Source organism: Tenacibaculum sp. MAR_2009_124, assembly GCF_900105455.1.
Classification (GTDB): Bacteria; Bacteroidota; Bacteroidia; order Flavobacteriales; family Flavobacteriaceae; genus Polaribacter.
The window spans coordinates 303,463-327,206 of the sequence record NZ_FNSF01000001.1 but is presented as its reverse complement, the minus strand read 5'-3'; the positions used below and the strand labels follow the sequence as shown (position 1 = coordinate 327,206).

Sequence of the window (23,744 nt, the reverse complement as noted above, 5' to 3'; positions counted from 1 at the left end):
ATTAGAATGAATTCTAAAATAAGATTAGGAATTTTAGGTGGTGGAAGCAACTCTTTAATCGGTGTTGTTCATCGAATTGCTTCTTCAATGTTTGATAAATACAATTTGATTGGTGGAGTTTTTAACTCGGGCCATAAAAACAATCTCGATTTTGCGAATAGTATTGGTTTAAAATCAAATAGAGTATATAAGGATGTTCATACGTTAGTTGCAGAAGAATTACAACTTCCGAAGGAAGAAAGAATGCAAATAGTATCGGTTTTAACCCCTAACTTTTTGCATTACTCTATGGCGAAAAAATTAATCGAAAATGGTTTTCATGTTATTTGCGAAAAACCTTTAACAACAACCTATTCCGAAGCTAAAAATTTATTTGATGCTGCTAAAAAAGCCAATATCATTTTTGCCGTTACTTATACCTACACTGGATACCCAATGGTACGACAAATGCGTGAAATGATTTTGAATGGTGTTATTGGAAACGTACAAAAAATAGATGCTCAATATTATCAAGGATGGATTAACCCAATTATTCATGATGTTGATAAACGTAAAAGTACTTGGCGTCTTAATCCTGAAAAATCTGGAATTAGCTGTTGTATTGGAGATATTGGAACACATGCTTTTAATATGTTAGAATATGTTTCTGGAGTTACCATTGAAAGTATTCTGGCTGATTTAAATCACGTCTACGAAGACAATGTCATGGATATTGATGGAACTGTTCTATTAAGAGGTTCAAACAAGGTAAAAGGAGTTGTTTGCGCCAGTCAAATTGCCACGGGAGAAGAGAACGACTTTCAAGTTAAAATATACGGAGATAAGGCAGGTTTAAAGTGGGAGCAAGAAAATCCTAATTACCTCTATTTAATGGAAGAAGGTAAACCTATTCAAACCTTAAAACCAGGACATGAATACAACAGTGCTATTTCTTTAGATGGAACCAAACTTCCTCCTGGGCATCCAGAAGGTATTTTTGATGCTATGGGAAATATTTATAAAGGTGTTGCCAGAGCTATTAATAATGAAGAATACAACATTGGAGAATTCCCTAACCTTACAGAAGGTCTACGTGGAATGAATTTCATAGAAAAATCCGTTGAATCTCATCAAAAAGGGAATGTTTGGATTGCTATTGATTAATTCAAGGGGTTTAAACCCCTTGAATTAATCAATAGCAATTTCGAATTCTATAATATGGAAAACCGAAGATTCAAAATTTAAATAGTAATGAAACCGACATGCTAAAAATAATTACTAAAATAGAATGGTTATTTTTAACATCAAAGGTTACATGTGACCATTAAAAAACTACAACAATAAACGCATGAAAACAATAAAGGGACCTGCTGTTTTTCTAGCTCAATTTATAGATGATAAAGCACCGTTTAATTCTTTAGATGGGCTTTGTAAATGGGCTAGCAATTTAGGATATAAAGGAATTCAAATTCCTACTTGGGAACAACGATTGATAGATTTAGATAAGGCTGCTGAAAGTAAAACCTATTGCGATGAACTCAAAGGCAAAGTAGCTTCATATGGACTCGAAATCACTGAATTATCAACCCATCTCCAAGGGCAGTTAGTTGCAGTACATTCAGCTTACGATGTCATGTTTGATAATTTTGCTCCTGAGCATTTAAAAAATAATCCAAAAGAACGAACGGAATGGGCTAAACAACAAGTTAAAAATGCAGCCACTGCTAGTATGCATTTGGGATTAAATACTCATGCTACCTTCTCTGGCTCTTTACTTTGGCATACCATGCACCCATGGCCACAGCGCCCAAACGGATTGGTTGAAATGGGATTTAAAGAACTTGCTGATAGATGGCTTCCAATTTTAAACCATTTTGATGATTGTGGTGTAGATGTTTGTTATGAAATTCATCCAGGAGAAGATTTACATGACGGAATTACTTTCGAACGTTTCTTAGAAGCGACCAATAACCATAAAAGAGTGAATATTTTATACGACCCTTCTCACTTCGTATTGCAGCAATTGGATTACATCGCTTATATCGACCATTATCATGAGTTTATTAAGTCTTTCCATGTAAAAGATGCCGAATTCAATCCTACAGGAAAAAAAGGTGCTTTTGGTGGTTATTCAGATTGGGGAGATAGAGCTGGTCGTTATCGATCTTTAGGAGATGGTCAGATCGATTTTAAGACCATTTTTTCAAAACTAACACAATATGGCTGCGATGTTTGGGCCGTTATGGAATGGGAATGTTGTATTAAAGATGCGGAACAAGGAGCGATAGAAGGTGCTAAGTTTATTAGTGATCATATTATTCAAGCAACGAAAAAACGTTTCGATGATTTCGCTGGAGATGATACCGATGACGAAAAGTTAAAACGCATTTTGGGCTTATAAAACGCGACATACGATGAGTAATTTATATAATGACTTAGCAGAGGTTTACGAAGCTATGTATGCAACATTCATAGATTATAAGTTAGAATATGAACTATACGAAAGCTTCCTAGATAAATTCAACAAAAAAAAGCTTTTAGAAATTGGTTGTGGTACAGGTAGTTTAGCAAAACATTTTATTCGTAATAACTATGAGTACTGTGGTCTTGATATGAGTGCTGATATGTTGAAAATAGCAAAGGAGAAAAATCCAAATACTCCTTTTGTACAAGGTGACATGCGTTCTTTTAAATTAGCCAATCAAATAGAAAGTGTATTAATTACGGGGAGAACGATTAGTTATTTAGTTGAAAATAACCATGTTCTATCTTCATTCAAATGCATACACAACGTTTTAACGGAAAAAGGATTGTTTTGTTTCGATTTCATAGACGCCAATGAGTTTATACCTTACGTAAATAAAACAAATAGTATTACTCACAAAGCTGAGTTTAAAAACAAAAATTACATACGTAAAAGTATTTGGGAACCGAATATTTTATCGAATTGGCATCTGAATTGGAGTTCCACTTATTACGAAGAACAACAAGGTAATTTAATAGAAATTGGAAAGGACTCAGCAAAAGTTAGAGCCTTTACAAAAGATGAAATCTTACTTTTTTTAAACTTAACTAATTTTAAAGTAAACGATATTTTTAAAAGAAAAACCTATGCGTTTCCAACTTATATGGTAATCGCCGAAAAAGTTATATAACATAAAAACAAACCAATGAAATTTAAGTCAATAAGCTTATTGTTATTACTAATTGTTTTACTAACCGCTTGTGAAAACAATTCAGTAAATAATAATTCTGAAAACGAAACAACTAAAGCAACGGAACAAAAGAAAGAACCTACGAAACCAGAAGAAACTGAAATTTGGAAACCAGTTCCTCCGAAAGTTAATTTTAATGAATCTGGAGTTCCTTCAGATGCCATTGTTTTATTCGATGGAACCAACTTTAATGAATGGATTTCAAGCAGAGATAGTACCGCTGTGCAATGGAACTTAAATGAAAATGGTAGTATGACCGTTAAAGACAAAACCGGCGATATACAAACCAAACGTAATTTTGGAAGTGTTCAATTGCATATCGAATGGCGATCTGACCCTAATAATACACAAACAAACCAAAATAAAAGTAACAGTGGTGTATTCCTACAAAATCGATATGAGGTTCAAGTATTGGATAATAATGATAATCCTACTTATGTAAATGGACAAGTAGCTTCTATTTATAAACAATCAATTCCACTAGCAATGGCTTCTGTTGAAACTGGAAAATGGAATAGTTACGATATTATTTATCATGCACCACAGTTTAATAAGGAGGGAAAAAAAAACAAATCAGGCACCATTACAGTGCTGCATAACGGAGTTTTAGTACAAGATCATTTTGAAATTGAAGGAACCTCAGAATATATTGGCTGGCCTAAAAACGAAGCCCACGGTAAAGCACCAATCAAACTTCAAGATCACCAAGACAACAGCGGTGTTAGCTATAGAAATATTTGGGTTCGTGAATTGGAATAATCCAAGCCATGAATATCAAAAAAATAAACCTCACAGATTTTGAAATCTGTGAGGTTTTTATTAACCTGTTACTTCCAGGTTACAATTTCTTCTATATTTCTTCTTGATTTTTCTCGTGGTGGATCTTCTTTTCTATATCCAAAAGCTACCATGTATGACAGTCCATATTTCTCAATATCTACTCCAAATTTATCGCGTAATAAGGCCTCTGATTGTTCTTGATGAAATCCTTCAATAGGACAACTATCAATACCATTTAAAGCTGCAGCAGTCATCATATTCCCTAATGCGATATAGCATTGTTTTGAAGCCCAATCGAATAATTTCTTATCGGTATCTAAATCAAAATCTCTTTGCTGAAATTCGCGATAAAACTTTGAATACATTTCCACAACATCTTCTGGAAACTGCTTTACCTCTTTCATCATGTGCATGATATAATCTGAATCCCATTTTGTCAAAGGAGATTTCATTGTTAACCCCAATACAAAATGACTTGCTGTATCTAATTTGACAGGGGCTCCCCAAGCCACAGGTTTTAATAATTCTCTCAATTCTTTATCTTGAACCACAATAAAATGCCAAGGTTCAAATCCAAAAGAGCTTGGTGAAAGGTTCGCTATCTTAAGAATAAAATCAATGTCTTCTTTACTTAGTTTTTTATCAGCGTTAAACTCTTTGGTTGCATGTCTGTAATTAAATGCATTTAAAATATCTTCTTTTGAAATATTAGGTATACTCATAGGTATTTATTTTATACTATATTTTTTATAGTTACAAACTTAAGTACAGTAATTGATTCATGCAATAACGGTCAAAAAGTATAGTATGAACTTTTTAACTAAACAGAATGTCTAAAACTTAAGAGTTCTAATACCCTTAATAATTTCTATGAGAAAAAATACAGTCCAATGTATAACGATACATAGTCCTGAATAGAACAGCACTACCAAAGAAGCTCCGCCTCCAAAATTATCTTTATCCATATAAACAAAAACCATTAATATGGTATATACAAGATAAAACATTAAATGATAGAAATACGCTTTTTTATTTCTTCCAAACCTATATCCAATCAATATTAATATGAAAGTAACGATATAACAACCATAAACTAAATAAAAATCTTGACTAGTTGGAATCATTAATTTTATCTATTTACTCTTCAACTCCTCAGCATATTTAAAAACGGCTGGTAAACCGCCCGTATTCCAGAAAAGGACATTTGCTCCTTTTGGAATATTTTTCCGTCTTAAAACATCAAGCATTCCATAAAAAGCCCTTCCCGTATACACTGGATCTAATAAAATCCCTTCAGTTCTCGCCAATTCGTTAATAGCTTTTCGCTCCTTTTCAGTGACCACTCCATACCCATCTTTGTCATATGCTCTATTTAAAGAAATATCTGATAACTGTATATTGGTATTTACCTGAAGCTTCTCTTCTCCCTCTTTTACAATACCGTAAACAACTTCTTCTAATGATAGTCCGTTTGTTTCGTCTTTATCAATGTTTATAGGTATCAATTCAGTATTTAAACCGTAAAGTTCTTTTCCCAAAGTAAGTCCAGCCTGCATTCCTCCAGAGCTCGAAGCAAAGAAAACATAGTCGATATTCAACTTTTGTTGCTCCAATTGTTCTTTTAACTCCTTTACAGCACTAACGAACCCTAAAGCACCAGTTAAATTGGATCCTCCATAAGGAATAACAAAACACTTTCGTCCTTCCCTTTCTAGTTTTGCTTTCAAAAACTCTTTATCTTCTCCTTTCCTATTGTCACCTGTGAAATGTATGGTAGCTCCTAAAATAGAAGACAACAATAAATTACCATCAAATACATCTGGTTTATGTCCTCCTAAAAGTAAATGACATTCTAGGCCCGCAATGCTACATGCTGCCGCAGTTTGTCTACAATGATTTGACTGTTGCGCTCCTGCGGTAATAACCGTATCACAACCTTCATCGATTGCTTGTTGAATCAAGTACTCTAATTTTCTCGTTTTGTTTCCTCCAGACGCCAATCCTGTATGATCATCTCTTTTTATATAGATGCTATAGTTTTCAAACTTTTCAGAAAGATTCTTCAAATTTTGCAATGGAGTTGGGAAAAACCCCAATTCAAATTTATTGTCTAGCATAACTTTATTTATTTGATGATAGATAATTCTTAATTTATTCTTTTTCTTCTAAAACGATTTTGTGAAATGGCATTTAAGTATTGCTTCGTATTTACTAATTCATACTCCATTTTTTTAGGTAACTCAGAAAATAAAGACGTGCCTCCACCTAATAATATGGGAATAGTTGTAATAACAAACTCATCAATCAAATCTTCTTTTAAAAAACTTTGAATCGTTGCTCCTCCATCAATATATAAGTTTTTAAATCCTTTTTTGCGTATTTGATGTAAGACTTCTTTCAAAGAACCATGAATCAAAAACACTTTATCCTTAAGCTCCTCCTCCACTTCCTGCAAACTATTAGATAAAACAAAAACTGGCTTTTCATAAGGCCAATCAACATCAAAACTACAAACCGTTTCAAACGTTTTTCTTCCCATAACCAAAGCATCAATTCCAATCATAAACTCATTATAGCCCATATCATCGTTCGATGGATTCGGGATTGTATTTAGCCAATCTATTTTTCCATTCTTATCTGATATATAACCATCAATACTTGTAGCTATAAACACACTATTTTTAGTTTTCATGATTTACTCATATTTCTTTTTCAAATGACTCAGTGAATTTATTTCAAGCATTTTATCTAAGTATTTACCTCTACTACTTGCTTCCCGTTGGTAAGGAGCAAATACATTAGATATCGAATTAAAATCATTATTTAACCCTTTTAACTCCTCTTTAAGTCCATCATTTAAAATAGTTTCTCCATGGAGATTAATAAAATCAATTAACTTCTTAACGGCTATTTCTTTACTTGCTATTTCCTTTGCATTATTATTTAATGTACAAATCCCATAGATTCCTTGAAGATAATATTGCCATTCTATTTCAAATGCATTTTCTAATTTCTCAAGATCAATACTTCCCTCTTTATTTACAATTCCATCATAAGCAAAATTATGATCCTTATTATTCATAAAAGTATTTAGAAACTCTTTTTTAAACACTTTCTTAAATTCTTGAGGATTATTTAGTTTTCTGTTTTTATCAACCAAATCAACAGTGTTTTTCGGGTAGTATTTCTTTACATCCTCCACCACAATCTCATCTCCTAAGGAAGATGTTATCACATGCTTGGTTTTTATTTCATAAGAGCTTTTTGGTACGAGCTTATTTTCTACTAATTGATTAAACTCCTCGCGTGAAATATTACACGTATCAAACAAGTCGCTTAATTCAATATAGTTTTCTTGAATATATTCTAAATCCGTCTTCATTATTAATTTTTTACTCCACCTCTTCAACCTCTAAAAGTATATAGATGAAAATGTTTTACTAAAGTAGTTCTTTTCACAAAAAAGCAGCCCGATTTTAACACTGACGCATTACTTTTCTATTTCTTTTAACGAATTCTAATTTAATCCAAACGAATTCTAATTCTGTCCAAATACTACTTTAATTCTCCTGTAATTTTGAAGTGTAAAACAAAGAAAAATGAAACTAGAGACTTACTATTCAATGCTTATAGAAATGTATTTAAAAAAGTATGCACAAATTAAGTTACATATTGATGCTAGTGGGAAAGTTGCTAAAACCGAAAAAGAAAGCGATGGAGTTTGGTTGTTAGATAGAAATCTAAAAAAAATACTTAACAACCTTCCTATAACTTTTGAAACCTATAAAAACGTAATAGTAACCTTGAAACACTAACATGAATGGAAACACCCTTAAATGGTAGTTGAAAATGTTTCAATAAAATTATAAAAAATGAAACCGACATATTCAAAAATAATTAGTGGCACATAACATAATAATTATTTTAAATATCAAAGGTTACATGTGACAATTGAAAAATAATAAATACAAACACATGAAAAGAAGATTTAAAACAATAGTGATAACAATGGGATTGTTAGTACTTACAGGTAATTTTATTGGCTGTAAAAAAGGAAAAACAGCAAGCGAAATTTTGCAAAATAAAAAAAATAAATCAGCACTAAATAATCTAGTTTCAGATAAAGAAACAACCAGAAAGCCGGTGGTTTTTGTAACAGGTTACGATAAAAACGAAGCTAGTTTCTATACCACCGCCATTTCATATTTTGCGAATAAGGAATATCAAATTGTTGAAGGTGCTTACTCTATCGAAGAAATCATTGAATGGTTAAACTCTAATGCTTCTGAATATCCTTATGGCGAAATTCACATTGTTAACAATAATATACCGCAGCTAGGATTAGATTTAGAAACGACTGTAAACGGTCAAAAATTGAATAAACAAGCTTTAAAGGAAACTATAGAAAATGGAGAAATCCCAGCTTTAAAAAATGTGTTAAACGAAACTTCAAAAATTATCTTTCATGGAAATGGAATCTCCAAAATGACAGGTTTAATTTCGAACTTGAAAAGGACTTTTGAAACTAATAAAACACCTCAAGTTTTAGCTTCTCCCTATTTTACAGTATTCGGAGGTGAATTTACCGACCATTATTTAGCAAAACCCCACTATGTTTTCTACCCTACTGCAAATTCTCCAGGTAAAGTAGACCTATCAAAAGAAATAGCTCGTAAATATCCTAATGAAAAAGAAATTGAATGGTTTTCAGCTTTAACAAATGAAAGAGAACGATATGTTGGTGAACCCTATACCGTTAAATACAACGTACCAATTGAATTCACATTCAACTATGTAAATTCTGATGAAGAGATGCCATATTTTACTATGCAAGAAGAGATTATGGATTTAATTGCAAATGACGAAGACTTGTCTAAAAAAGTAAAAGAATTGAATATTCCTATTGAAAAATTCAGATGGAAATGGCAGCTTAAAGATGACCAGTTAACTATTAAAGGACTCTCAACTGTATTATGTGTTTTGAAACCCATTATTAAACCTTATGGCGATTTAGAACATGTGAAGCCAGATACCTCAAACAAACGTTTATATGCTATGAAATAAGTTGAATTGCTATGAAATAGTTAACGGATTAATAGTTGTTTCCGCTATTATTAAAATTGTTCAAAGTTCAATAGTATGAGGTTTAAAGAGGTTTTATAAAATTCTATTTAGACTTTGGATAAATTAATAATGGCGGTTTTCTTTTTGAATTTAAGTAAGTTTGCTTTATGAAGCTTGTAGACAGAATTATTTTTTTATTATTTATTTTAAGTACTAACTTTCTAGTTGCTCAACAAAATAGCTACTCAAATGCTTATTTCGATTCGAATCCAAATGGAAATCGATTTAACTCCTATACGAATTATACAGAAAAAGAAGGCTTATTAAGTAATAGAATTACTTGCATTATTCAAGACAAACTAGGTTACCTATGGTTTGGGTCTAACAAAGGTTTAACACGATTTGATGGAAGTGATTTTAAAAACTTTACCAAAAAAAATGGAATCTCGGCCAATTATATTAGTGCGCTATCCAATAATAACGATAGTCTTTTTATTGGAAGCCCTAGCTCGTTTTCTATTAGAAGAAACAACTCTTTCAAATTCGTAGAAAACAAAGAAATATTCTGTATTACTCCTATAGAAAAAACCGTGTTTATTGGAACTAGCAAAGGTGTTTATCGGCTTGCAAAAGGCTTTTTAGCTCCTTTAAGAACTAATTTTCAAATAGATTTAAATCAAGTAAACGATATACAATTTGATGGAAAAAACTACTGGGTAGCCACTAATAAGGCCCTTTGGAAAATCGATTATTTAAGAAATCCAAAATCAATCGATAAAATTGAATCAGGCAATTTCACTTCACTATTACTCCTGAAAAACAAAATAGTAGCCAGTACCTTAAATAGTGGTATCAAAATAGTTCATAATGAAAAAGTTTCTACCGTTTCTATTTCTACCAACAACATCAAAGGAATTAGAAAAATTGGGAATCAATACTGGGCTTTTTCTCCTAGTGATGGTATTGAAGTTTTGAATAATAATTTTACATTCAACAGAAAAATAAACAAATACAATACATTTAAAACGAACGCTATTACAGACATATTTGAAGATTCCCAACGTAATGTTTGGGTGGCTACTTTATATAATGGAATTTTTAAATTTAAAGATACCATTCATGGAAAAAGCTTTACGCCTTCAATTTCCTTCGAAAACATTGAGGTATTACACCAACCCATCGATAGTATTAGCTTTAATGGATATGATAAAGTTTTTGAGTTACCTTCACATAAAAATCATCTTGCTTTTTCATATAAAGCCATCGACATTAATAATCCAAAAAACATTGTTTATCGATATAAACTTAATGGAGATTATAGTCCTTGGTCAAATAAAAGCTCTGTCAACTTAGCTAATTTAAGTGCTGGTGAATACACCTTTAGTGTGCAATCGAAAGTAAGTAATCAACAAGAAAGTACCCCCATCCATTTTCAATTTTATATTGACAAACCTTTTTATCAAAAATTATGGTTTAAATGGTCTGTTGGAGTTTTTCTTTTAGCAATTATAGGATTCTTTATTTTTCTTTATGTAAAAAAACTTCAAGGTAAAAATGAAGAAAAAATCAAGCAATTACAAATAGAAAATCATCTATTGACTTTAGAGCAAAAAGCCTTACAATTACAAATGAACCCTCATTTTGTATTCAATGTTTTAAATGGGATTAAAGCTTTAGGAAATGCGGGAAAGGTTGATGATTTAAATAGTACCATTTCTAAATTTTCAAGTCTCTTACGATCTGTACTAAATACTTCACGAAAAGATGATATCAGCTTGGCAGAGGAAATTCAAACTTTAGATAACTATGTTTGCCTTGAACAACAAATGAGTCATGATTCATTCACCTATACAATAAACACAAAATTATCATTAGATACCGAAGAAATTATGATTCCGCCTATGCTAGTTCAACCATTTGTGGAAAATAGCATTAAGCATGGTATTAAATCCATAAAAGACGGAAAACTAACTATTAATTTTTTCGACTATAAAAACTTTCTTCATTGTGAAATTATTGATAATGGTATTGGTATATTCCATTCTCAAAAAGCAAAAAATAAAAAAGAGCATGCTTCTTTAGCTTTGAAAGTAACAAAAGAGAGAATTAAAAACCTGGGTTCAGAAACTTCTATTAATTTTACAGAATTAAAAGAAAACCAAGAAATACTGGGAACTAAAGTTTGGTTTAAAATACCGCTAAAAACGGATTTTTAAAAAAGGTATTTGTAGTGCACCAATAAAAAACAAACAAATGAAAAATTTAACCGCTATTCTTGTTGACGATTATTCACCAGCTTTGGAAATGTTAGAAAATGATCTCTCCATTAATCATCCCGAAATTGAAATTATAGCTAAAGGCAAAAGTGTTGTTGAAGCTTCTAAGTTATTGAGGCAACAAGAACCAGATATTCTTTTTCTTGATATTATGCTTGGAGATGGTACTGGTTTTGATGTGCTAGAAATTCATCCTAATCTATCTTCAAAAATTATTTTTGTTACGGCAAGTGATGAATACGCTATCAAAGCTTTTAAATTTGCAGCTATTGATTACATTTTAAAACCTTATTCATCGGAAGACTTGAGTAATGCCATTAAAAAAGCGAAATCACAAATATCTCCGAATAAAGAACAATTATCGGTACTTCAAGATTCTATTTCTTACCCCAACCAAAGACCCAAAAAAATATCACTTAATTCCTCTGATAAGATAATTGTGGTGAATTTAGATGATATTATGCACTGTAAATCAGACAATAATTATACTGAATTTTTCATGAATGATACTAAGAAAATTTTAGTCGGAAAGACCTTGAAATACTTCTCCGACATTCTAAAGGAATATAACTTCTTACGTGTTCATCAGAGCCATCTTATTAACTTACAGTTTGTTAAAGAATTCATAAAGTCAGACGGCGGATATATTGTTCTTCAAAACAATCAATCGATTCCCGTTTCTGTAAGAAAGAAAAACGAAGTTATTGAAGCTTTGCAACGCATTTAACTGAATATATTACACCTTTTATGTTAAAGTTTTATTAATTTTTACTTATCTTGGTATTTTAAATAAAAATTTCATGCCAGCAAGTATTCTTAAACCAGAAAGAGGAAGACTGCTCATTGCAGAGCCTTCCATTTTGAACGATAACTCGTTTAAGAGGTCCATCGTGCTACTTACCGAACATACTCAAAAGAGTTCTGTAGGCTTTATTATGAATAGGCCACTGCATTATACTTTAAGCGACCTAGTTCCTGATATTGATTGTGATTTCACTGTTTATCAAGGCGGTCCAGTTGAACAAGACAACTTGTACTTTATTCATAAAGTTCCTGAACTTTTACCCAATAGTATTGAAGTAAATGATGGCATTTATTGGGGAGGTAACTTTGAGTGTTTAAAAGAACATTTAAATAATAACACTGTGAAACCAAGTGATATTCGATTTTTCTTAGGTTATTCGGGTTGGGACACCAATCAATTAGACGATGAATTAAAAACCAATTCTTGGTTTGTCTCTCAAAATGTGTATCCAAATATTTTCGCTATAAACAACGAAACTCTCTGGAAAAACCAACTCTTAAAAAGAGGAGGAGAATACAAGATTTGGGCGAATGCTCCGAGTGATGTTCAATTAAACTAGACTTTATCCACCTGTTATACTCATTACTCTCAAACTATTTTGTAGTTTTTGTGTAACTTCTTTAGAAAATTTCTTCTTTCGATAGTTAGTTACTGACTGAACCCCCACTATAGCATTTGTTATAAAAACTTCATCGGCTTTTTGAATTTCAAAGGGAGAAATTGATGTTTCTTCCAAAGTAAAATCAGCGTGCTTTTCTATTATTTCAATAATTTTTTTTCGAATCACACCTTTTATACAACCTTCAGTTAATGCCGGTGTTTTAATAACAGCACCTTTTACAATAAATATATTTCCATTGGTTACCTCAACCACACCTTTATTTTCATTTAATAAAACACAGTTATCTAAATCATTTTCCTGTGCGAAAACCGAGGCTAAAGTGTTTAACATTCTATTGGTTGTTTTAACCGTAGATAACAACCCTGAATAATTATAAAAATCTTTAAATAAATCTATGGTATATACTTCTTTTAATTTTACCTCAAGTGGAGTTACATCTATTAAATAATCTATCTCATTTGTTTTAGGTAAATACAATCCTCCATCTTTACGATAAACAGTTAATCTAGCTCTGAAAGTCGTGTTTCCAGAAGAATCTGCTTTCACTGTTTTAAGAATTTCTTCCTGCAAGAACTCTAATGTAAATGTCATTGGAATCTTCATACGTAACATGCGCATTGAAGCCATTAATCGAAAATAATGATCTTCAAAAAAGACAACCTTATTGTTTTGTATTTTAATCGTTTCAAAAACACCATCTCCATATTTAAAAGCTCTGTTTTCATTTGTTAGAGCAACTTCGTTTGAAGAAATTATTGTTCCGTTTAGATTTATCATTATATGATTTTTGGGATTGCAAAATTACTAATTTTAGAGAATTTTAAACATAATTATCCTAATTATTAAATATAAATATCCGCGAATATTATTCAGAGAACAGATAATGCAATACCACAAAAAAACCCAACAAAATTTGTTGGGTTTATTATTTCAAAATACTTATTTAAGCTCCAATAGTATGTTTTAGTTCTTCAATTTGACTTTTCCATAACATTTTTGCCTCTTCTGCATCCTCTTCATCATCGGCAAAATCAGTTATTAAAACAACTACATCCTTCGTAAGCGGATCAACTTGAATTCTAAATTCAAAATAGCTTTCGTCACCTTCGCTCTCCTTCCATTTAAATTTAATACGTTCATCTGTTTTACTAGCTACAATTTTTGCTTCTTCTTCTGAATCGTCCCACATAAAAGTAATTTGCTTTCCTCTGGAATTAACTCTATCAGCAAACCACTCCTCTAACCCAGCAGGTGTGGCGAGATAAGTATAAAGCATGCTTGGAGAAGCGTGAATAGGGAATTCTAATTCAAATTTAACTTTACTCATTTATATATACGTTTGAGTGCCAATATATAGAATTTTTATTGAAAAAAAAATGATTTTTTTTTGTTGGTAAATTAAAAAAACATCTATATTTGCACCCGCAATCAGGCGAGGTAGCTCAGGTGGTTAGAGCGCAGGATTCATAACCCTGAGGTCGGGGGTTCAAGTCCCCCTTTCGCTACGATGTTAAAACCACAATAAAAATGCGCTGTTCAGCGCATTTTTTTATGGACAAAATTCTCACTATTTTAGAAAGCGAATACTCAATAGAATATTGTGCGAAATAATATTCACTTTTTCACCTCAATCCTGATTATCAATTGAATAATTATTCAAAATAATTTTAATGACCGTAAATTTCTTCTTTCTATAATTTGCTCTACAACATTATTCGCAACTAAATCCTCATTCCTATATTAGATTCCATTTATCAAATAAAACATCTTCCTAATCAATTATTAATATGACATATGCATAAATTTTCTTTCCAATTTTACGTCTTTTTCACATTTATATACCGTTCAATGTAATGGTTTTTACTTATATCAATTTCAGTAGTACTATCTATTTTTTTTAACAAAACATCTCTTTAATTTAGCTAAAACAATTTTAAGCTTGTTTAAGGGACAAGTAAACAGATTGTTTTTAATAAATAACCTGCGTATTAACCAAACTTTTCATACTATTTGTTTTCTTTAATAATGTTAGTGCGCAGTTCTTTTTAAATCCTTTCTTCTAATTCTTATGTTTACTGCAGCCTCCTTAAAACTCAAATCAATTCCTTTTATACTTTCTGAAAAAATAATAGAAAAGGGAAATTATGGCTTACTATTATTTTGATTCCCCCTACATACAATGGCTCTTTTCTTAACCCAAAACATAAAACACTAACAATCAAACAACAAACAATTACCCAGTAGGTTTTTACATTTTTTTCCTAATTTATACTTTAATTCATTTTATTATTCTTAAATTTGCTATCACTTAAGAGACGTCTTAAGTTCTTTTTCATAGCAATTTTCCCACTCAATCTTTGAGTGGGTTTCTTTTTTTCAGTACTTTCCCTTACTATACTTTTAAAGTATACTCGGAGATACTACACATAGTTTAAACACCCATTCATATAAACTACATGGAGGTTTTAGTATATAAAATAATCTTATTTTTGTCTCATGTTTGAATCTCCTTTAAGTAGTTAATTTTTGAGGTTGTCAAAAAAGAAAATCATCCCACAACAAACTTAATCCCCCATGTTAACATTTTAACAACCTCTTTTTACTAAATAGTTTTAATAACATTACCCCAATTTTGACCTCTACTCCTTCTATTAAAGTTATATCTGATATGAAACTCATATGCAATATTTATGACTCCTCTACTAAAAGACAACACCTCCATACTATTTTTCTTTTTTCCAGAATCCCATATTTATAATCCTTTTAATTTTAATACTTTCGCCAACCTAAAAATGAACCTTATTATGAAAAAACTATTTGTTTTAACGCTTTCTTTAATTTCTTTATTATCATGTAACGATTCAGATCAGGACATTAAAGACCCTTTTATTGGTAATTGGTATAAATTTTCCTTTCAAGGAGAAGAAGTAAGTGACTGTGAAAAAAAGACTACCTTCATCGTTGAAGAGAATGGAGATCTTTCTATATCTTCTTTTGAAGAATATGAAAATGATTGTATCGATGATGGTACGGCCTCTGGAAAATGGAGTAAACATGACGGAAACTACTATGGAATTACTTTAACTGGAGACACTTCACCCGACCTTAGAGAGGTTATCTTTAAAGACAACAATAACACCTTTTCTTTTACTGATAATGAAAATGGAAAAACCTTTACATATACATACAGAAGAAAATAATTTATAAATTCACTACCCCGATACTTACATCGGGGTATTTAGTTATTTTTTTATTCACTCCTTTCGTTACCAAATATATTTTATACAACCATTCTTTTAATGGTTTTTACTGATTCACTTTTCAGGGGTTTTATCTATTTTTTTTAAAGAAATGTCTATTTATATTTATTCCGACTTAAAACTTATCTCAGGGGACTATGTAGGTAAGTTTGAGGTTAAAAACAAGTGTTCTGCGTATTAACCAAACTTCTAACTACACCTTGAACCAGATTAATACGCGGTTCTTTTTTTCTTTACTTCAGTTTCCATTTGTTATAATGGCTATTACACATATAATCTTACCAGCTTTTTCCGACCAAAAAAAAACCATTAAACTGATTATTAATATTTTAAGACAAACAGCAATAAATTACTAACCTTTTTATATTTATTTTAACTATTAGTCCTTTTTAAATGATTAGATTTAGACAATTACTAATCTTAAATTTTTATAGTATGTTAAAGAACATTTATAATCTAGGAAAACCTTTAAACAAAACTGAACAGAAAGTTATTAGCGGTGGTAAAACTTGTCCTTGGGCATGTGAAGAAGACGGTAGATGCTCTCCTTGTGAGGAAAAAGGTTAAATATTAATAAGAGCGGGCTTGAACTCGCTCTTATCATCACTACATTCTACAATTAGTTTTTGATTCGTACATTAAACACTACAGATATCATAAATACTTCATTGACTCTGATATCCGATATCAAAACTTCGATAATTCGAAAAATTTCAGCCAAAGAAACAAACCTACCAATGACTTATTGACTACCCCATCCTAAGGGTACCACTTTAACATAACATCGATGTTTTATTGAAACAAATTCACCTCTCTTTTTATCTCTTACTTCAATAGATTTCATGGTTGTTTTTTAGTAAAGTAAAAATCCATCACCAATCCTATTACCTTTACCCGTTTCGCAGAAGCTTTTAATCACTCTACTTTATCAAGTTTTTCACACTCTTTTTTTTCCAGTATATCCTTGAGCTATTTTAACCAGTAACTGTGGTATATTATTCTCTTTTAAGACATATTTTTTCTTTTTTTCAAAAAATGACTACATCACAAACACTACATTAAGTTTTCTCACACAATTCAGCCATACATTTGTAGTGTAATTAATTTTTCCCCTTAATAATATTAATTACACCCTTAAATATTAGCATAGCTATCAGAGCGAAATCATCCCAACACAATATTTTCCCCTTATGATGTTCTGATAGCTTTTTCTTTTCAATTAAGACTCGAGCCTTGCAGATTATTTTGTTCTTACTACCTCAAGAATTAAACTACTATAGGAAGTACTACTCTTTTTTATTGCAGAAATACATACAGCCCTATTTTTTTTAGTAGATATCCTTTTCTAAAGCCCTCCTTAATTACATTATTTACCAATTTTTAATATTTTAAGAGTATCTATTCTTAAAAAAAGACTCATTATAATAAACATCTTATATAATTTTTGAATTCTTGAGATTAGTAAAGCCCTTTATTTCTAGGGTTTTGCTAATTTCAATTATAATCACTATCCCTTTGAAAATAGGAACAAAAAATAACTTACAAAATAAAACAGTCAAGCTTCTTGCGTAAAGCTCAAAATAAGAAATCCATCGCTACATATTAAACACCGCTTAATATAATTCTATATATCTTATTTCTATAAGGCATCTCTTCTCTATTACTAAACGCTTTTTGACTCATAAGTATAAAAATCAATAAAAGACATACTTAAATTACGACGATTATACACTTTTTAAAACGCCTTTACAATAAACTTTATTCCAACCCTAAGTAACTTCTACTTAATATTATTATATTACAAATTACTAATCTTTAAAAGACTAACTATGTTAAAAAACATTTCAAACTTAGGATCAATATTAAACAAGTCGGATCAACAATCTATCAACGGAGGAGGTCATCCTACCACACCAAGTAAATGCCTTTCTTGTAATGGCATATGGGTACCTCAAGCTGGTGTAAACGGATCATGTCTACTCCCTTGGACCTCTGAATGCTTAGGATAACAACAGCGATCTTCGGATCGCTTTTTTATTATCTTTTAAATATTCCCTAATTCATATCCCCATAAAGACATATTTAGTATGTTTTTATTAGTTACTAAAAATGAGATCCACTCGTAATCATTAATTGCTACAGTGATCTAAATAAAATACTTTTAATATTTTAAGAAAATATAGCCTTTAATCATTCTTGTTTTGAAACTTTTACGTTGTCTTGCATAGAAAAAAAGTTATAAGGACTGAAGTCTCGTAATTTTAAGTTTATATAAAAACTCCTGCTTCTAAATTTATTTATATTTAAAATCATAGATTTTTAATTTAAAGAGAACAAAGTAATAATATAGCTGGGGGGAGGGGACTTCTTCTATTAATAATTATAGTGTTCGTTTAAATGAGTGTAATTCTATAATTATGACAACTTACCTAATGAACATTTGACGCAAAACACTTTAAAAAGACATCTTCTTCTAAGAATATATCTTGGATTTATTTTTTGATTACGAATCTGTTAATAAGACATATCATATTGACTAATCGGTACATCATATATTTCGTTACCATATGCTGTTCTTGGCATTTTAGCTTCAAATACGTAACCTTTTCTTTAGCTTTTAATAGATTTACTGAATAAAAATTTCTGCTTTGGCCAAATGCAGTTAATATTAAATGTTCTTGCACATTTGACCCCGTAACGTACTAGGGCACGTTGTCTGTTGGATTTTCACAATTTGTTAAAGCACTTCTATTCTATGAAGCTACCTCTATATAGTCCTCGTGATCATTCCCTGCAACTCCAAATTATTTCGCATCTGCTACCAAACAACTCCCTTTCAGTTGTCTTTATTTCAGAAAAAAATTAGTTAAAAGGCATAGTAAAATACCATATGCCGCTTTTAAATGTAACTAATTAAAAGTTTTAAATAAAACTATAAATTGACTAATGTATGAACTGGAAATAAATATTGATGTTTTGGTAAATTATTGGACGAATGGGAACTTTTATTTTACATTAACTATACCTATACAGGAAGAACTCCCTATTTCAAATTGATCTAAAAACTGACTATTTTTAAAACATAACAAAAAACAGATATAACAAAACCTAACAACATTTAGCCTCGCCAATTGTTAAACAACAACGTTTAAAAATAATAGGTAAAAAAGTACAATAAATATTTATTTTTTTTTGCTACATTAGATATGCACGAAAAAGAGAAAGTCCTCATTCTATGTAAACTATGATATTTAAACCATTTTTTAAACTAAAAATATTGGACTTCGTTAAAAACCTAATGAATAAGAAAATTATTGGATTTTCGGGTTATGATAAATTGAAAATTTCTCTTCTCAGTAGCATAGTCATATTTTTTATCATTGGTACAATACAGCCTTTTGATATTTATAATTATTCGAGCTTTCAAATAATTTATGCGGGCATTTGTTGTGGTGTACTTTCTGGTATAATCACATACACATCACTTAGCCTAATGACTTTTAGAAACTGGACAGTTAAAAATGAATTATTGTTAATTCTATGCTCTTATTTAATTGGTATTGGTTTTGTTCTTGTATTTTATTTCACTTTCGTCTATATTCATAAAACTCTTGAACATGATATTGAACTACTATTATATAATTTTTACGTAGTATTCTGTCTTACGTTATGGACTTATATCATTTTAAGAAGTTTCCAAGGATGGTCTTTTTTAGGAAAAAAAGTATTCCGAAAAACTCAATCTACTCTAAAAATACGATCAAACAATACTTATAATAATATAGCCGTCAATTCTATCTTATTTATTGAGGCATATGGAAATTATTCTAAAATATACTTGACAGATGTTAACGAGAAAGAATATATCCTTTTAAACTGCTCTCTTTTATCTATAGAAAACTTAATATTAGAAGGTAGAGTACATAACCTTGTAAGAATTCATAAAGGATACATTATAAATACACAAAAAATAAAATCAATTCAAGGCAACATTAAAACATCTCATCTAACTTTGTTCAATACTAATCAAGCTATACCCATTTCTAGAAAAAAAACACCCTACATTAGAGAATTGTTTTACAAACAAGGTTCTCTTAAATAGAGTTTTCTACTATAAAAAACACCCCTAAAGCTCGAAAAAAAAGGACTAAATGAGCTAGAGTTTTTGAATCTTAATTCATTAGAAATTTCCTTAATAGATAGGTTTGATTTTTTAAAACGTGTTACTTCTAACGTTCTTCTTTCTTGAATTAGAGAGAAAAACCAAAATAATCATAGGTATAATTTTAGCTTTGGCCGGTATCGCTTTTTTACTACTACCAAAGTTATTCTAATGTTACTATCTTTAAAATCAATTAAACAACCAACAAATAAAGTTTCAAAACTTTCATTCTATACTTTAATCCATGATTAATCAATTCTTTTACGCATATACTCTAACCTAATATATATACAATGAAAAACAAAAAATTCATCAACGCAATACTCATTGGTTTCTGCATTGGAATAATCATTTGGAGTATACTCCAAAACACCATAGGCCTATTTAGTATTATTCCTTTATTTTTTATTTATAAACTACTCAATAACTCAAAGAAGCATTAAGTTTAAACCATAGAAACTAATACTCTCGATTTTTATAATATTTAATTTCAAAAACATGGAAACAGGAACCTATCTCCTTCGTAATCAATAGATATTGTAAAATAGGGTTATTCTTAATTTTTATAACTCAATTTGTTTTACGGATCTCATTCATATTACTCTTCATTTATCCCGTAAAACCACCTCAATGTTAAATATTCAACCTTCTAAACAATTTGCCCATAACGGTATGAAATTTGTTGCACTATTTTTAGTATTTGCTAACTAAAAAAGCAATACTATATTTAACTTAAACTTTTTACTACATATGAAAACTAAACTAATGTTTAGCTGTTTTATAACAGCTTTATTAATCTCTTGCAACTCTAATGAAGAACTTCCGATTGAGCAACCTTCTTTAACCGTAGAAGTATTAGATAAAGGAGTTCCTTTAGAATCAGCTGAAGTAACTCTTTATTTGAGGAAAAACCTATACCCTTTAGATGAAGCAAAACCAGTAGCAACAGGAATTACTGATGAATCTGGTAAGATAATATTCAATAAAAATATCGAGAAACACCAGAAATACACTGCGAAAGTTGAACACACTTCCGAATGTAAAAACAATCTTTTCTTCTTGAATAATTATTTTACCGATGAAAGCTCTAAAACTGTATTAGGTAATCGTTATAAAGAACAAAACATCTTAACAGTAAATGTCTTAAAATCTGCAAACATAATGTTAAGAAACACCTCTCCTGGCCTCACCGGTTTTACTGACAACTTGCACATTTCTATACGCAATAACGGTAATGGTAGATCATCATTAGGTTATTTAGTTCCTAACAAAACTTTACTTATTAATGATTTCCCAATAGAGGATAAACACCTTATGGAAATTGTTCATATACGTACAGGAGAAGAAATTTCTTCGGATCATATTTTAACGGGAAACTGCTCTTCTACCACCACTTACAATTTACATCGATAGAGCTTTACTAGTCCTAAATAATTTAAAAAGAGTGGAGGTATCTCCAGTCATGGTCGGAAGATTTTTCTTCCGACTTTTTTTGTTTCTAAGAAATAAAAAAAAAATTATTTTAACCTGCTGTTTTTCAGTTGTTTAACTTGTTTTTGAGTATTGTTTTTTGTATCTTATATACTGATAATTAAGCTATTATGTCAGTATTTAAAGATCATAAAATATCCGTAAAAGAATTATTAGGTATTATTCCAGAAGCTCTTTTATCTAAATTATCATCCACAACTAATGTGGATTATTACACCAAAGTGCTTCATGGTAAAAAAATGTTTTATTTGTTGCTTTATGGTATTGTAGAAAACGAAAAATTAAGTCAACGTACCTTAGAAGATACTTTTAATGATTCTCTGTTTAAAACTCTTTTCAATTTAGATAAATCAGAATCCATCAGAAGAAGTTCTATCTCAGAAAGGTTATCTAAAATTGATTCCGATTATTTCGCTCAAATATATCAATGCATTTATAGCCAGTTTCACGATGCTTATCCAATGACTTCTAATAACGAAAAACATCAATTAGTTCATGTGGATAGCTCGATGGTTAGTGAAGCTGCTAGTAAATTATTAGAAGGAATTGATCATAAAAATGGTAAGAAATCTGTTAAATATACTATTACCTTTGATGGTTTATTGCCTTGTGAGTTTAAAGTGTTTACAGAACCTAAGTATTCCAGTGAAGATATGGCTTTGCCTGAAGTTATAATGGATCATGTAAAACAACACAAAAATCATAAAAATATTTACGTCATTGATAGAGGTCTTCAATCTACCAGAACCATGAAAGATTTTAGTGGTAATGATATTTATTTTATTGCTAGAGCAAAAGAAAATAGAAAATATGTAGAATTGGAATCTTTACTCGATAAAAATCAAAACTCTGACCTAGGAGAGTTAAGCCTTATAAAAGATAGTAAAGTATATCTGTATACTGGTAAAGCTATAAATAATAAGAGAGGAAATATTCACTATAAACAAGAGTTAGTAAAGACTCCTTTACGTTTGATTGTTGCAAAAACAAAAACTGAAGATCACAAAGAATTTTGTTTTATTTCTAATCAATTTGATCTCTCTGCTAAGGAAATTACGCAAGCCTATAGAAAGAGATGGGATATTGAGGTCTTTTTTCGCTTTATAAAGCAAGAACTAAATGTAAGTCACTTAGTATCTTTGAATAAAAACGGAATCAAAGTAGTTCTATATATGACTTTAATTGTAGCAATGTTAATAGCAATCTATAAAAAAGCTAACAATATTGGGTATAAAACGGCTAAAAGAAGGTTTAAAATGGAACTCAGAAATTTAGCCATTGCTATGATTGTGGTAATTTGTGATGGAAATTTAGATCATTTTGAAACTTAAAAATAAATGGTCGGAATTTCTTCCGACCATGACTGGAGGTATCTCCACTCTTTTATTTTTTAAAGACACATCTGACTGAATAGTAAACACTTAAAAATCCATAAAAATTCTCGTTTTAGACAAATTGTTGCTTTTTTTCATAAAAGTCACTAGACATGACTACTTCACTCCGGTTTTAATAGATAAACAGTTATACTTTTGTCCTGTAATTATAATTTACCCCTTAAATATTAGTTACAATTATCATAATTTAGTTAACAAAAATTAGCTATCAAAACACAATCATCCGATACAGTATTTCCCCTTTAAAACGTTTTGATAGCTTTTTTACATCCTCTATTTGGGGATGATTGGCTCCTTCGGGAGCTTTTTTGTCCTTCTTCTATAATGTTCTTTCCGAATAAACTTTATAAAGAATCAAAAAATCTATAAAAGCTCTGGATATTTCATTGTTAGCGACAATAACTTTCGCTATTTTAATTTCCCTATATCTCTTTTAATTCACCAATATTCAAAATAAGTCACAACTTCATTAATCACCTAACTTGCAAACAGTTCCACACCATTCATAAGTTACACAATCACCACCAAGCTCTAAAATTCTCTTTCTAGACATTTCTTTTCTCTTTTTAAGTAAATATCATCAACAGTTATACGTCACCGCATATTGACCTCTACTAAGAATCTACATTTGCAGTGTAATTGATAGTATCAAATATACATCCATTACAAATAAGCCATCTAAAGAACTTATACCCA

Annotated in this window: 22 protein-coding genes and 1 tRNA gene; 16 read left to right on the top strand and 7 right to left on the bottom strand. The window is 30.4% G+C overall.

What is annotated here, in order from left to right; all coding sequences use genetic code 11:
* The first annotated feature begins 6 nt into the window (after positions 1-6).
* The 4 genes from BLW23_RS00695 to BLW23_RS00680 all read left to right on the top strand — a co-directional run bounded on the left by BLW23_RS00695 (position 7) and on the right by BLW23_RS00680 (position 3,953).
* A complete protein-coding gene (locus BLW23_RS00695) occupies positions 7-1,143 on the top strand; it encodes a Gfo/Idh/MocA family protein (RefSeq protein ID WP_093667333.1) in 1,137 nt (378 codons plus the stop codon).
* A gap of 184 nt (positions 1,144-1,327) precedes the next feature.
* Complete coding sequence (locus BLW23_RS00690) at positions 1,328-2,380, top strand: sugar phosphate isomerase/epimerase family protein (RefSeq protein ID WP_093667332.1); 1,053 nt, start codon at positions 1,328-1,330, stop codon at positions 2,378-2,380.
* Between the two features lie 13 nt (positions 2,381-2,393).
* Positions 2,394-3,134, top strand: coding sequence for a class I SAM-dependent DNA methyltransferase (locus tag BLW23_RS00685; protein WP_093667331.1), 741 nt, complete (start codon positions 2,394-2,396; stop codon positions 3,132-3,134).
* A gap of 15 nt (positions 3,135-3,149) precedes the next feature.
* Positions 3,150-3,953 carry a 3-keto-disaccharide hydrolase gene (locus tag BLW23_RS00680; protein WP_093667330.1) on the top strand — a complete coding sequence of 268 codons (804 nt, stop codon included), beginning with the start codon at positions 3,150-3,152 and terminating at the stop codon, positions 3,951-3,953.
* A 68-nt stretch (positions 3,954-4,021) separates the two neighbouring features.
* Here the strand turns inward: BLW23_RS00680 and BLW23_RS00675 are convergent, their stop codons facing one another.
* The 5 genes from BLW23_RS00675 to BLW23_RS00655 all read right to left on the bottom strand — a co-directional run bounded on the left by BLW23_RS00675 (position 4,022) and on the right by BLW23_RS00655 (position 7,356).
* Positions 4,022-4,696 carry an NAD(P)H-dependent oxidoreductase gene (locus tag BLW23_RS00675; protein ID WP_093667329.1) on the bottom strand — a complete coding sequence of 225 codons (675 nt, stop codon included), beginning with the start codon at positions 4,694-4,696 and terminating at the stop codon, positions 4,022-4,024.
* Positions 4,697-4,807: 111 nt separating this feature from the next.
* Entirely contained in the window at positions 4,808-5,098 is a 291-nt protein-coding gene (locus BLW23_RS00670) for a hypothetical protein (protein ID WP_093667328.1), read from the bottom strand.
* 9 nt (positions 5,099-5,107) lie between these two features.
* Positions 5,108-6,091, bottom strand: coding sequence for a D-cysteine desulfhydrase family protein (locus BLW23_RS00665; RefSeq protein WP_093667327.1), 984 nt, complete (start codon positions 6,089-6,091; stop codon positions 5,108-5,110).
* A 29-nt stretch (positions 6,092-6,120) separates the two neighbouring features.
* Positions 6,121-6,666: a dihydrofolate reductase family protein gene (locus BLW23_RS00660; RefSeq protein ID WP_093667326.1), complete on the bottom strand. Its 546-nt coding sequence runs from the start codon at positions 6,664-6,666 to the stop codon at positions 6,121-6,123.
* A gap of 3 nt (positions 6,667-6,669) precedes the next feature.
* Positions 6,670-7,356, bottom strand: a complete 687-nt coding sequence (locus BLW23_RS00655; protein WP_093667325.1) for a DUF6058 family natural product biosynthesis protein — start codon at positions 7,354-7,356, stop codon at positions 6,670-6,672.
* 217 nt (positions 7,357-7,573) lie between these two features.
* Here BLW23_RS00655 and BLW23_RS00650 point away from each other — a divergent pair, with 217 nt between their 5' ends.
* The 5 genes from BLW23_RS00650 (at position 7,574) to BLW23_RS00630 (ending at position 12,678) form a co-directional block, all read left to right on the top strand.
* Positions 7,574-7,789 carry a hypothetical protein gene (locus BLW23_RS00650; protein ID WP_093667324.1) on the top strand — a complete coding sequence of 72 codons (216 nt, stop codon included), beginning with the start codon at positions 7,574-7,576 and terminating at the stop codon, positions 7,787-7,789.
* Between the two features lie 160 nt (positions 7,790-7,949).
* On the top strand, positions 7,950-9,038 hold the full coding sequence (locus BLW23_RS00645) for a hypothetical protein (protein ID WP_143032068.1): 1,089 nt from the start codon (positions 7,950-7,952) through the stop codon (positions 9,036-9,038).
* Between the two features lie 167 nt (positions 9,039-9,205).
* A complete protein-coding gene (locus tag BLW23_RS00640; RefSeq protein ID WP_093667322.1) occupies positions 9,206-11,254 on the top strand; it encodes a histidine kinase in 2,049 nt (682 codons plus the stop codon).
* A 37-nt stretch (positions 11,255-11,291) separates the two neighbouring features.
* Complete coding sequence (locus tag BLW23_RS00635; protein ID WP_093667321.1) at positions 11,292-12,041, top strand: LytR/AlgR family response regulator transcription factor; 750 nt, start codon at positions 11,292-11,294, stop codon at positions 12,039-12,041.
* 73 nt (positions 12,042-12,114) lie between these two features.
* Positions 12,115-12,678 (top strand): YqgE/AlgH family protein, encoded by a 564-nt coding sequence (locus BLW23_RS00630; RefSeq protein ID WP_176829719.1) that lies wholly within the window; start codon positions 12,115-12,117, stop codon positions 12,676-12,678.
* Positions 12,679-12,681: 3 nt separating this feature from the next.
* Here the strand turns inward: BLW23_RS00630 and BLW23_RS00625 are convergent, their stop codons facing one another.
* Positions 12,682-13,518 carry an aminotransferase class IV gene (locus BLW23_RS00625; RefSeq protein WP_093667320.1) on the bottom strand — a complete coding sequence of 279 codons (837 nt, stop codon included), beginning with the start codon at positions 13,516-13,518 and terminating at the stop codon, positions 12,682-12,684.
* A gap of 166 nt (positions 13,519-13,684) precedes the next feature.
* Positions 13,685-14,068, bottom strand: coding sequence for an START-like domain-containing protein (locus BLW23_RS00620; RefSeq protein ID WP_093667319.1), 384 nt, complete (start codon positions 14,066-14,068; stop codon positions 13,685-13,687).
* Between the two features lie 104 nt (positions 14,069-14,172).
* On the opposite strand from BLW23_RS00620, the gene BLW23_RS00615 reads away from it, so the two are divergent.
* The 7 genes from BLW23_RS00615 to BLW23_RS00590 all read left to right on the top strand — a co-directional run bounded on the left by BLW23_RS00615 (position 14,173) and on the right by BLW23_RS00590 (position 22,985).
* Positions 14,173-14,246, top strand: a tRNA-Met gene (locus tag BLW23_RS00615).
* Positions 14,247-15,545: 1,299 nt separating this feature from the next.
* A complete protein-coding gene (locus tag BLW23_RS00610) occupies positions 15,546-15,941 on the top strand; it encodes a hypothetical protein (RefSeq protein WP_143032067.1) in 396 nt (131 codons plus the stop codon).
* A 495-nt stretch (positions 15,942-16,436) separates the two neighbouring features.
* Positions 16,437-16,568: a hypothetical protein gene (locus BLW23_RS23550; protein WP_255362696.1), complete on the top strand. Its 132-nt coding sequence runs from the start codon at positions 16,437-16,439 to the stop codon at positions 16,566-16,568.
* 1,262 nt (positions 16,569-17,830) lie between these two features.
* A complete protein-coding gene (locus BLW23_RS00605) occupies positions 17,831-18,010 on the top strand; it encodes a hypothetical protein (RefSeq protein WP_093667317.1) in 180 nt (59 codons plus the stop codon).
* Positions 18,011-19,299: 1,289 nt separating this feature from the next.
* Positions 19,300-20,103: a LytR/AlgR family response regulator transcription factor gene (locus tag BLW23_RS00600; RefSeq protein ID WP_176829718.1), complete on the top strand. Its 804-nt coding sequence runs from the start codon at positions 19,300-19,302 to the stop codon at positions 20,101-20,103.
* A gap of 810 nt (positions 20,104-20,913) precedes the next feature.
* On the top strand, positions 20,914-21,576 hold the full coding sequence (locus BLW23_RS00595) for a hypothetical protein (RefSeq protein WP_093667315.1): 663 nt from the start codon (positions 20,914-20,916) through the stop codon (positions 21,574-21,576).
* Positions 21,577-21,764: 188 nt separating this feature from the next.
* Positions 21,765-22,985 (top strand): IS4 family transposase, encoded by a 1,221-nt coding sequence (locus tag BLW23_RS00590; protein WP_093667314.1) that lies wholly within the window; start codon positions 21,765-21,767, stop codon positions 22,983-22,985.
* Positions 22,986-23,744: the final 759 nt, after the last annotated feature.